Annotated in this window: 12 protein-coding genes; 5 read left to right on the plus strand and 7 right to left on the minus strand. The window is 65.2% G+C overall.

The window, feature by feature from the left end; all coding sequences use genetic code 11:
- Window positions 1-5 precede the first annotated feature (5 nt).
- A complete protein-coding gene (gene ubiA, locus K678_RS03735) occupies window positions 6-920 on the minus strand; it encodes a 4-hydroxybenzoate octaprenyltransferase (protein ID WP_021131126.1) in 915 nt (304 codons plus the stop codon).
- Window positions 917-2,620 carry an EAL domain-containing protein gene (locus tag K678_RS03740; protein ID WP_021131127.1) on the minus strand — a complete coding sequence of 568 codons (1,704 nt, stop codon included), beginning with the start codon at window positions 2,618-2,620 and terminating at the stop codon, window positions 917-919. Before K678_RS03740 ends, ubiA begins: the two co-directional genes overlap by 4 nt.
- 147 nt (window positions 2,621-2,767) lie before the next feature.
- On the opposite strand from K678_RS03740, the gene K678_RS03745 reads away from it, so the two are divergent.
- Entirely contained in the window at window positions 2,768-3,232 is a 465-nt protein-coding gene (locus K678_RS03745; protein WP_021131128.1) for a MarR family winged helix-turn-helix transcriptional regulator, read from the plus strand.
- A gap of 67 nt (window positions 3,233-3,299) precedes the next feature.
- On the opposite strand, the gene ctrA is transcribed toward K678_RS03745, so the two are convergent.
- On the minus strand, window positions 3,300-4,031 hold the full coding sequence (gene ctrA / locus K678_RS03750) for a response regulator transcription factor CtrA (RefSeq protein ID WP_039851995.1): 732 nt from the start codon (window positions 4,029-4,031) through the stop codon (window positions 3,300-3,302).
- 108 nt (window positions 4,032-4,139) lie between these two features.
- Here ctrA and fliI point away from each other — a divergent pair, with 108 nt between their 5' ends.
- Both fliI and K678_RS03760 read left to right on the plus strand, forming a co-directional pair.
- Complete coding sequence (gene fliI / locus K678_RS03755; RefSeq protein WP_155804441.1) at window positions 4,140-5,501, plus strand: flagellar protein export ATPase FliI; 1,362 nt, start codon at window positions 4,140-4,142, stop codon at window positions 5,499-5,501.
- Between the two features lie 3 nt (window positions 5,502-5,504).
- Window positions 5,505-5,945, plus strand: a complete 441-nt coding sequence (locus K678_RS03760; protein WP_021131131.1) for a hypothetical protein — start codon at window positions 5,505-5,507, stop codon at window positions 5,943-5,945.
- Window positions 5,946-5,989: 44 nt separating this feature from the next.
- Here K678_RS03760 and K678_RS03765 read toward each other — a convergent pair whose 3' ends face one another.
- Entirely contained in the window at window positions 5,990-6,652 is a 663-nt protein-coding gene (locus tag K678_RS03765) for a response regulator (RefSeq protein WP_021131132.1), read from the minus strand.
- A gap of 270 nt (window positions 6,653-6,922) precedes the next feature.
- On the opposite strand from K678_RS03765, the gene K678_RS03770 reads away from it, so the two are divergent.
- On the plus strand, window positions 6,923-7,999 hold the full coding sequence (locus tag K678_RS03770) for a quinone-dependent dihydroorotate dehydrogenase (protein ID WP_021131133.1): 1,077 nt from the start codon (window positions 6,923-6,925) through the stop codon (window positions 7,997-7,999).
- The gene (locus tag K678_RS03775) at window positions 7,996-8,865 is read left to right on the plus strand and encodes a TIGR01459 family HAD-type hydrolase (RefSeq protein ID WP_021131134.1); all 870 of its coding nucleotides are present in this window, start codon (window positions 7,996-7,998) and stop codon (window positions 8,863-8,865) included. Before K678_RS03770 ends, K678_RS03775 begins: the two co-directional genes overlap by 4 nt.
- Before the next feature lie 45 nt (window positions 8,866-8,910).
- Here the strand turns inward: K678_RS03775 and panC are convergent, their stop codons facing one another.
- Genes panC through ccoS form a run of 3 tightly spaced genes read right to left on the minus strand, consistent with a single transcriptional unit; the run spans window position 8,911 to window position 10,797 of the window.
- The gene (gene panC, locus K678_RS03780) at window positions 8,911-9,774 is read right to left on the minus strand and encodes a pantoate--beta-alanine ligase (RefSeq protein ID WP_021131135.1); all 864 of its coding nucleotides are present in this window, start codon (window positions 9,772-9,774) and stop codon (window positions 8,911-8,913) included.
- A gap of 3 nt (window positions 9,775-9,777) precedes the next feature.
- Window positions 9,778-10,608 carry a 3-methyl-2-oxobutanoate hydroxymethyltransferase gene (gene panB, locus K678_RS03785; protein WP_021131136.1) on the minus strand — a complete coding sequence of 277 codons (831 nt, stop codon included), beginning with the start codon at window positions 10,606-10,608 and terminating at the stop codon, window positions 9,778-9,780.
- A gap of 12 nt (window positions 10,609-10,620) precedes the next feature.
- Entirely contained in the window at window positions 10,621-10,797 is a 177-nt protein-coding gene (ccoS, locus tag K678_RS03790; RefSeq protein WP_021131137.1) for a cbb3-type cytochrome oxidase assembly protein CcoS, read from the minus strand.
- Between the last annotated feature and the right edge of the window lie 3 nt (window positions 10,798-10,800).

The raw sequence follows: 10,800 nt of genomic DNA on the forward strand, positions 1-10,800 counted from the left end.
CCGGCTCACCACACCCGGCCGACGACAATCGCCAACAACAGCAGCCAGCCGAAATGGCGGTTCGACTTGAATTTGGCGAGGCAGTCGGATGAATCGTTGATATCGACCCGCAGAGCCTGCCACGCCAGATGCATTGCGGCGACCGCCAGCAACGGCCAGAACGGCCAGGAGAGCCCGGCGCTCCACCCGGCGGCGGCGATCAGGATCAGCGCCAGACCGTAAAAGATCCATAACGCGGTGACGGTGTTTTCGGCCAACGCCAGGGCGGTCGATTTGACCCCGATCAGGATATCGTCTTCCTTGTCCTGGTGGGCGTAGATGGTGTCGTAACCCAGCGTCCAGAACACGCCCGCGATATAAAGCAGCACCGGGGCGAGGGTCAGATCGCCCCGCACCGCCGCCCAGCCGACCAACGCCCCCCAATTGAAGGTCAGACCCAGCCACGCCTGGGGCCAGTAGGTGATCCGCTTCATGAAGGGATAGGGAAACACCAGCAGCAGCGAGGCAGCGCCCACCCCGATCGCGAACCAGTTCAGTTGCAGCAGAACCAGCAGCCCGACCAGCAATTGGGCGACCAGGAACAACAGGGCCTGACGCGGGCTGACCGCACCCGACGGAATCGGCCGGGCGGCGGTGCGGGCAACCTTGCCGTCGAAATCGCGATCGGCCCAGTCATTGACGGTACAGCCCGCCCCCCGCATCACCACCGCGCCGACCGCGAACAACGCGAACAGCCAGAGATTGGGCCAGCCCTCGGCGGCCATCGCCGCGCTCCACCAGCAGGGGAACAGCAGCAGCCAGGTGCCGATCGGACGATCAAGCCGCATCAGACGGCTATAGGGCCGCCACGAGGCAGGCAGACGACGATCAAGCCAGGTTTCGGCGGGAATATCGCCGTGCAGAATGGGGGAAGAGCTCATGACGGGGAACCCGCTCCGCTTTTGAAATATAATAGCCCCTTACGCCATTCCAGCGTCGGAGTCTTCCAGGCGGTGCGGATATCGTCACTGGCTGGGCGTTGCGGCTTGCCGAAATACCACCCCTGACCATAGCGCACCTTCAGCAGGCGCAGCAGATTGGCGGTTTCCTGATCTTCGACATATTCGGCGGTGGTGGTGACGCCAAGGTCGGTGCACAACTGGACAATCGCCTTGATGAACGAAACGTCCTCGTTGTTGCGCATCGCGTCCTTGATATAGCTGCCGTCGATTTTGACGTTATCGACCTTCAGCGCCCGCAGATAGTGGAACGCGGCGTTGCCCGCGCCGAAATCGTCGATACTGACCTCGTGGCCCAATTGGCGGATGCCCTGGATCACCTCGTTAACCGCCTTCAGATCGAGAATCTCGGCAGATTCGGTCATCTCGAACGCCAGACGTTTGCGCAGATCGCCGGTGGAGACCAGAATCTCGCGCAGCCGCCGCACCACCGCCGGGTCAGATAGCGACCGTCCCGACAGATTGACCGCGAACCGCAACGAGTCGGTGTTGGCGACCGGCGAACGCATCATCTCGATCGCCCGTTCCAGCAGGGCGATATCCAGCATCCCGACCATCCCGACATCTTCGGCGAACGCGACCGTCTCATAAGGGGACAGGGAATCATTGCCCTTGAACCGGACCAGCGCTTCAAAATGATGAACGCTGTTGGTCCACAGATCGACAATCGGCTGGAACACCAGATCAAAGCTGCCGCTCTCGACCGTCTCGCGGACATCGTTCATCTGCCGCACCGTTTCGGACAGACGGGGCTGGATGTCCTTCATCAGGCTGGCGAGATCGCCGCCGCTCTGGGCCTCGCGGGCAAAGCGGTTCAAGGTGTAGGTCAGGGCGCGCGCCGCCTCTTCCGGCGGAATATCGGCAACGTCGAGCACCAGGGTGGCGACCTGGGCCGCGATCGGCGGGGCGTCGGGCAAGGTCGATTGTGCCGCCCGCGCAATCGAATCGTTGATCGCGTCGGCCGAAACCGACGCGGCATGCAACACCCCGAACCGGGTATCGTCGAGTTGACCGACCGCGTCGCCGCCCAGCGACAGCGTTTTCAGTCGGCTTCCCAATTCGGCGGCAAACGCGGCGGATAACCCCCCGCCCCCCGCCTCGGAATGCAACGCGGGCAGATCGGGCAGTTCGACCAGCGACAATTTATAGGGTTCGTCGGGATCGGCGGCTTCGATCAGCTGAGTCGCCATCGCCTGGAAACTCTCGCGATCAAGCAATTGGGTCGCCGCCACCCGGTTCGCCGCCGCGGGCAGCCCGCCCGGATGCCCCAGCGCCAGCAGGATGTGCCCGGGATCGCTGGGGCTGCGATAGCCCGACAGGGTCAGATCGACCGTCCGGCCGTCGGGGCGCAGCACCCGCACCAGCGCGTTGCGCACCCGCTCGCCCAGTCTCATCTGGGCGATGGCGCGGTCGAAGGTGGCTAAATCCGAGGGATGGATGATCGGGCGGAGCGGCTGGCCGACCAACCCACGGGCACCGCGCCCGATCAGGGCCATCGCCGCACCGACGGCAAACAGTACCTCGCCCTGGTCGTCGATCTCGACCAGAACGTCAGCCGCGGCAAACGCAAACGCCACATAGACATCGCTGGTGCGGCCAAGGTCTTCCCGGTTTGCCGACATCACGCGCTTCCCAAACTCCCAAAGCGCGTTACCCTATCCCGGATCGCGCACCCTGTCACGAGACGCAATAGCCCCGGCGCAGGCGGTCGCACACCGACGGGAATCGGCAGTTGTCGCTTTTCGCAGAACACCTTATAGTCCCTCCCCGTGACTCAAACATATCTCGACACCGTCCGCCTGATCGAACGTCTTCACCGGCATTTTCTCGATGTGCTGCGGACCGAACTTCGTCGCCTCGGCATTGAGGATATCAATGCCGTTCAGGCGTTGCTGCTCTACAACATCGGCGACAACGAAGTCGTGATCCGCGACCTGAAGGATCGCGGTTATTATCACGGTTCCAACGTCTCCTATAACATCAAGGCGCTGACCGAAAGCGGCTACCTGACTCAGGAACGGTCGCCCCATGACCGTCGCTCGGTCCGCCTGCGCCTGACCGACAAGGGACTGGCCCTGTGCGCGGCGATCCGCACGCTTCAGGACGAATTGGCGACGACGCTCGATTCAGACACCCAGGGACCGGACCAGCTTTCCCTGACGCTGAACACCTTGCAGCGGCTGGAACGCACCTGGACCGACTTCGTCCAATACGGTCGGGTCCGCTCTCGCTAAGACGTGACGGTCTAGATCACCCATCCTCTCCCCGGCCTCGACCGGCGGGGGAATCGAATGGGCGCGGCTAGGAATGCTGGGGCGCGCGGCCGCGCCGAGGCGGATCGATCTCGATCCGGGGCGCATCGGGATCGCGCAGGACATAGCCCCGCCCCCACACCGTTTCGATGCACGAACTGCCCCCGGTGGCGATCGCCAGCTTCTTGCGCAGCTTGCAGATGAAGACGTCGATGATCTTCAGTTCCGGTTCGTCGATCCCGCCATACAGGTGGTTGAGGAACTGTTCCTTGGTCAGAGTCTGGCCCTTGCGCAACGACAGCAATTCCAGAATGCCATATTCCTTGGCGGTCAGATGCAGCGGCTCGCCCCCGACCGCGACGGTGCGGGCATCGAGATTGACCGACAGCCGCCCGGTGACGATCACCGATTGGGCATGACCATTAGAGCGGCGGACAATCGCCTGGATGCGCGCGACGAGTTCGCCCCGATCAAACGGCTTGGTCAGGTAATCGTCGGCCCCCGAGCCCAGTCCCTTGATCTTCTTGTCGGGATCGGTCATCCCCGACAGGATCAGCACCGGGGTCTCGATCTTCGAGGCGCGCAGGCGGCGCAGCACCTCGTACCCATCCATGTCGGGCAGCATCAGATCGAGCAGAATGATGTCGTATTCGTAGAGCTTGCCGATCTCCAGCCCGTCCTCGCCCAGGGCGGTGACATCGACGACCATACCCTCGGACCGCAGCATCGTTTCGATGGTGCGCGACATCAGCGGATCGTCCTCGACAACAAGAACTCTCATGGAACGGTCCCCGACCTTGGTGGTGTCGACTTCCACCATATTTTAACCTGAACGGCTTATCCTGACTAGTTCGTGCCAAGTCGACGTGGCACCGCTTCACATATGGGGATGCAGACGGTGAAATTCCTGGTCCGCAATCTGATCAACGACATCGAGCGGGTGCCGGCGATCCAGGTCTATGGCCGCGTCTCCGGGGTGCAAGGTCTGCTGCTCGAAGCGGGCGGCATCCAGCGCACCTTGTCGGTCGGCGATCGCTGCGCCGTGATCGCCCGCGACGGGCGACGAGTGGTGTGCGAAGTGATCGGGTTCCGCCAGGGCCGCGCCCTGTTGATGCCGTTCTCGGCGATCGAAGGAATCGGTCTCGGCTGCCGCACCGAGGTCCAGGATTCCGACCCGGTGATCTTTCCCGATAATGGCTGGCTGGGCCGGGTCATCAACGGCTTTGGCGAGCCGGTCGACGGCTTGGGGCCGCTGCCCAGCGGCGACACCGCCCGACTGATCCGCACCCCGCCGCCTCCGGCTCATTCCCGCGCCCGCGTCGCGGGCAAGATCGATCTGGGGGTGCGGGCGGTCAACACCTTCCTGACCTGCTGCCGGGGCCAGCGAATGGGCATCTTCGCCGGATCGGGCGTCGGCAAATCCTCGCTGTTGTCGATGATGGCGCGCAACACCTCGGCCGACGTCTCGGTAATCGGGCTGATCGGCGAACGCGGCCGCGAGGCCCGCGAATTCATCGAGGACGATCTGGGGGTCGAGGGACTGAAACGCGCCGTGGTGGTGGTTTCGACCTCGGACGAAAGCCCGCTGATGCGCCGCCAGGCCGCTTATGTCACCCTGACTGTCGCCGAGCATTTCCGTGACCAGGGGCTGAACGTGCTGTGCATGATGGATTCGGTCACCCGCTTCGCGATGGCCCAGCGCGAGATTTCGCTGTCGGCGGGCGAGCCTCCGGCCTCGAAAGGCTATACCCCCACCGTGTTCGCCGAATTGCCCCGGCTGCTGGAACGGGCCGGTCCCGGCGCGGGCCAAGGCTCGATCACCGGGCTGTTTACCGTGCTGGTCGATGCCGACGATCATAACGAGCCGATTGCCGATGCGGTGCGCGGTATTCTGGACGGCCATATCGTGCTCGACCGCTCGATTGCCGACCGTGGCCGCTATCCCGCCGTCAACATCCTGCGCAGCGTGTCGCGGACAATGCCCGCCTGCAACAATGACGAGGAAAACGCCCTGGTCCGCCGCGCCCGCTCGCTGCTCGCCACCTATGAGGACATGGCCGAACTGATCCGGCTGGGCGCCTATCGGCGCGGCACCGATCCGGCGGTGGACGAGGCGATCCATTATTACCCGCTGATCGAGACCTTCCTGTCGCAGCTCAAAAGCGACGCCACCACCCTCCCCGAATGCTATGCCCGGCTGGCCGAAGTGCTGGAGATGCCGTTCACCGGCGACGGCATGGGACGGCGTTAGACCATGGCCGCCAAAGGACTGGCCACCCTGATCCGGCTGTCAAAATGGGCGGTCGATGACAAGCGCCGCGTCCTCACCGCGCTTCAGGCCCGCGAGGACGAGATTCTGGCCGACATCGCCGCCGCCGAGGCGCAGTTGATCACGGAACAGCGCGCCGCCGCCGAGGATGCCACCGGGATCGGCTTTGTCTACGGCGCCTATGCCCGCTTCTGGCTCGACCGCCGCGCCCAGTTCGATTCGATGCTGGCCCAGATTCGGGCCGAGATCGTCCGCGCCGAGGACGAATTGTCCGAAGCCTTCAACCAGCTCAAAACCTTTGAAATCACCGAACGCGAGCGGACGCGCCGCGCCACCGAGGAGCGCGAGCGCAAGGAGCAGGCTTTTCTCGACGAGATCGGCCTCAACATCCACCGCCGCCGGGGTCAGACCGAGCCCCCGGCATAAAGCGGTCGAGTCCGATGCGGTTCTCGGCATCGGACTCCGGACGTTCAGGTGTTGAGATCGGGACCGTTCAGGCCCAGATGGGACGCCGCCACCACCGCGCGGGTCCGGTTATTGACGTTCAGCGCCTTTAGAATCGCGGTGACGTGCAACTTGACCGTCCCTTCGGCCAGTTCGAGCACGCGGGCGATTTCCTTGTTCGACTTGCCCTGGCCGAGCAAGGCCAGCACCTCGCGCTGACGCGGGGTCAGAGCCGCCAAAGCGGATTCCCCGGCAACCGGCAATCCGGCGGCATCGCTGCCCGTCGGCCCCTGGTCGAGCAGAGCGGGCGGCAGATAGACGCCCCCCGACAGGACCAGCTTCAACGCCGAGAGCATCACCCGGCTGGACGAGGTTTTCGGGATGAACCCGGCAGCACCCATGTTGACCGCCTGAAGAACGTGACGACGGTCGTCGGACGCGGACAGGACGATCACCGGCACATCGGCCGGCAGCACTTCGCGCAGCTTGGCCAGACCGTCACCCCAGCTCATCCCCGGCATGGCAAGGTCGAGCAGAACGATGCCGATATCGGACTCGCGTTCGGCGGCATCAATTGCCTGAGGAAAGTCGCTGGCCTCGATTACGGTCGGCGGCCCTTCGAACTGGCTGAGAACATGCCGCAACCCGTCGCGAAATAATTCGTGGTCATCGGCGATAAGAATCTTCATTTCACCTTCACCGTCAGTCTTTCGGTCGTCGTCACACCCGTCCTCCCCGTTACATCGTCGCAAACCTGTGTGGCCTCCGCCACAAAAAACGCGCATGGACATAGGGCAATCGCACTAGACGCTTATCTCGAGGCCCTTGATTTGCCAGAAAACGCCCTTTGCGAGACAGAGGCCCCAGCCACGCCCCGTGCGCGGGACGTCTGGCCTTTGTCCGCGCCATCGGCTATGGTCCGCCGCCGTTACGCGCCGCCCGCCGTACGAGGAACCCCTATGCCCGATCTTTTCCGCCTGGCCGGCCCTCTGCTTCGCCTGCTCGACCCTGAAACCGCCCACGGTCTGACCCTGCGCCTGCTCCAGGCCGGTCTGGTTCCGGCCCAGCCCTCCTATGATCCGCCGGCCCTCGCCGTTCGCTTGTGGGGACGGTCGTTCCCCAACCCGGTGGGCCTGGCGGCAGGCTTCGACAAAAACGCCGAAGTGCCCGATGCCATGCTGGCCCAGGGCTTCGGCTTTGTCGAGGTCGGATCGGTGACGCCGCTGCCGCAGCCCGGCAATCCGCGCCCGCGCCTGTTCCGGCTGACCGCCGATGCGGCGATTATCAACCGGATGGGCTTTAACAACCAGGGGGTTGAAGCGGTGGCCACCCGTCTGGCCGCGCGCCGCAGCCGCGGCGGTCTGGTCGGGGCCAATCTGGGCAAGAACAAAACCACCGAGGACGCCGCCGCCGATTACGAAAAAGGCGCGGCGCGGCTGGCCCCGCTGTCCGATTATCTGGTCATCAACGTGTCGTCGCCCAATACCCCCGGCCTGCGGGCGCTTCAGGGGCGCGACCAGCTTGAATCCCTGGTCCGCCGCACCCGCGCCGCGCTGATCCGCGCGATGCCGAAGGCGGCCCCGCCGCTGCTGCTGAAAATCGCCCCCGATCTCGCCTGGGAAGATCTGTCCGACATCGCCGCCGTCGCTCTGGCCGGGGATTTGGACGGACTGATCGTTTCGAACACCTCCGTCGCCCGGCCCGACTCGCTGCGCTCGCCCCAGGCGTCGGAAACCGGCGGCCTGTCCGGCGCGCCGCTGTTCGCCTCCTCGACGGCGATGGTGCGGCGGATGTACGAGCTGACCCACGGCAAGCTGCCGATCATCGGCGTCGGCGGCATCGCCTCGGGCTCGGAGGCCTATGCCAAGATTCGCGCCGGGGCCTCGCTGGTTCAGCTTTATTCCGCCCTGGTTTATGGCGGTCCCGGTCTGGTCACCCACATCAAGCATGAAATGGTCGATCTGCTCACCCGCGACGGCTTCTCCTCGATCTCCGAGGCGGTCGGTGCCGATCTGCGCGACAGCAAGCCGTCATGACCACCACGTTTGCCGCCGGATTATCGGAGCTGGTCGAAGGCTATGACGGTGTCATCCTCGATCTGTGGGGGGTGATCCATGACGGCGTCGTCGCCTATCCCGACGTCGCCGACTGCCTGACCGCCTTGCGCCGCGCGGGCAAGCGCTCGCTGCTGCTGTCGAACGCGCCCCGCCGCTCTGCCGCCCTGATCGCCCAATTGTCGGCGATGGGGATCGAGCGCGCCCTCTATGACGAGGCGCTGTCATCGGGCGACGCGGTGCATCAGGCGCTGGAGCGGCGGGTTGAGCCCGGCTTTGACCGGCTGGGACGGCGGCTTTATCACCTGGGGCCGGAGCGCGACCGCAATGTCTTTGACGATCTCGAGTACGAGGCGGTCGAACTGGGCGAGGCCGATTTCGTCCTCAATACCGGGCCGGTCGATCTGGCGGAAAGTGCGGCCGATTACCGCCCGATCCTGACCGTCGCCCGCGCCCGCGCCCTGCCGATGATCTGCGCTAATCCCGACCGCGAAGTGATCCGCCAGGGCAAGCGGATCGCCTGCGCCGGAGCGTTGGCCGATGTCTATCGCTCGCTGGGCGGCGTGGTGATCGAGCGCGGTAAGCCCGATCCGGCGATCTACGATACCGCGCTGGAGCGGCTGGGCATCGCCGACCGCTCGCGCGTTCTCGCCATCGGCGACGCGCTGCACACCGATATTCGCGGTGCCCGCAATGCCGGGATCGCTTCGGTGCTGGTGACCGGCGGAATCCATGCCGAGGAACTGGGCATCGCCTGGGGCGAGCGGCCCGATCCGGCCCGGCTCGACGCCCTGATCCGCCGCCATGGCGACCGGCCCAAGGCCGCGCTGCCGCGTCTGGTCTGGTAACATAAACCGGCGGAGGGTCAGGACGACCGCTCCGCCGGATTTCGGTTAAGCCGCCGGGATCAGCGCCACATTGTCGATCAGACGAGTTGCCCCCAGCCGGGCGGCGGCCAGCAGCCGCGACGGGCGGGAGGGAAACTCGACCGAAGCCAGGGTCTCGGCATCGCGCAATTCGATGTAATCGACCGAATCGAATCCCGCCTCCACCAGCGAGCGGGCGGCGGCGGCGCACGCCTCCGACGCCGGACTCCGCGAGGTCCGCAGCGTTTCGGCGGTCGCGCTCAAGGTGCGGTACAGCGCCGGAGCGATCGCGCGCTGCTCGGCGGTGAGATAGGCGTTGCGCGACGACAGCGCCAGCCCGTCCTCTTCGCGGACGATCTCGACTCCCATCACCGACACCGGGAAATCAAGATCGCGCACCATCCGGCGGATCACCGCCAATTGCTGATAATCCTTTTCCCCGAACAGGGCGACGTCGGGCTGGACCTGAAGCAGCAGCTTGGACACCACCGTCGAGACCCCATCGAAATGGCCGGGGCGAGCGGCACCGCACAGCCCTTCGGACAGGCCCGAGACGCGCACCTGGGTCGAGAACCCCTCGGGATACATCTCGGTGACCTGGGGGGCGAACAGCAGATGGCAACCGGCCTTGGACAACAAAGCTGCGTCCTCGGCCTCCTGGCGGGGATAGCGCGAGAAATCCTCGCCCGGACCGAACTGGATCGGATTGACGAAAATCGAGGCCACCACCCGGTCGGCCGTCTCCAGCGCCTGAGCGATCAGGCTGAGATGGCCCCGATGCAGCGCCCCCATCGTCGGCACCAGCGCGACGCCCAGACCCTGGGCGCGCCAATAGCGGACCCGGCTGCGCAGATCGGCAACGGCGCGGACGATGTCGACTTCATGACTCATCGATCAACCCTCCTTACGGGGCAGGCCGAAGCAATGCTCCGGCGCGGGAAAGGCGCGGGACCGGACATCGGCGGCGTATTGTTCCACCGCCGCCCGGATTGCCGGGCGCACATCGGTATAGCGCTTGACGAATTTCGGAGTGAAATCGTCGAACAATCCCAATACGTCGTCGATCACCAGCACCTGACCGTCACAGGCGGGCGAGGCACCGATGCCGATGGTGGGAATCGCAATCTCGGCCGACAAAGCACGGGCCACCGGCTCGATCGTACCTTCGACCACCACCGAGAAAGCCCCGGCATCGGCAACGGCGCGGGCATCGGCGCGGATCAGGTCGGCCTCGGCCTCGCTGCGCCCTTGGGCGCGGAAACCGCCGATAGTGTGGACCATCTGGGGCTTCAGCCCGATATGGGCCATCACCGGAATCCCGCGCTCGACCAGAAAGGCGATGGTGTCGGCCATCTCGCGGCCGCCCTCCAGCTTGACGGCGGCACAGCCGGTCTCGGCCAGCACCCGGGCCGAGGCGCGGAACGCCTGTTCCCGGCTTTCCTGATAGCTGGCGAACGGCAGATCGACGACGACGCAGGCATGAGACGACGAAGTCACCACGGCGCGGCCATGATTGATCATCATGTCGAGCGTCACCCCCAGGGTCGTCTCCATCCCATAGACGACCATGCCGAGCGAATCGCCCACCAGCAGGATATCGCAGACCGGATCGAGCAGACGGGCGATCGGGGCGGTGTAAGCGGTCAGCACCACCAGCGGCTCGGCTCCCTTGCGGGCGCGGATGTCGCGGGTGGTCACCCGCCGGATCGTGATTTCGCGGCTCACCTGTTGCTCCCTTTATTCTTGTCGGTGCCCAGGCGGCGGCGGCGCATCATCGTCGTCGTCGAACAAAATGCGCTGGGCTGCACCGTCCATATCGTCGAATTGGCCAGAGCGCAACGACCACAGAAACCCGGCCAATCCAAGCCCGCCCAGGATCAGGGCCACCGGAATCAGCATCAGCAGGGTTTCCATCGG

It is taken from the genome of Magnetospirillum fulvum MGU-K5, assembly GCF_000442515.1.
In the GTDB taxonomy this organism is placed as follows: Bacteria; Pseudomonadota; Alphaproteobacteria; order Rhodospirillales; family Magnetospirillaceae; genus Phaeospirillum; species Phaeospirillum fulvum_B.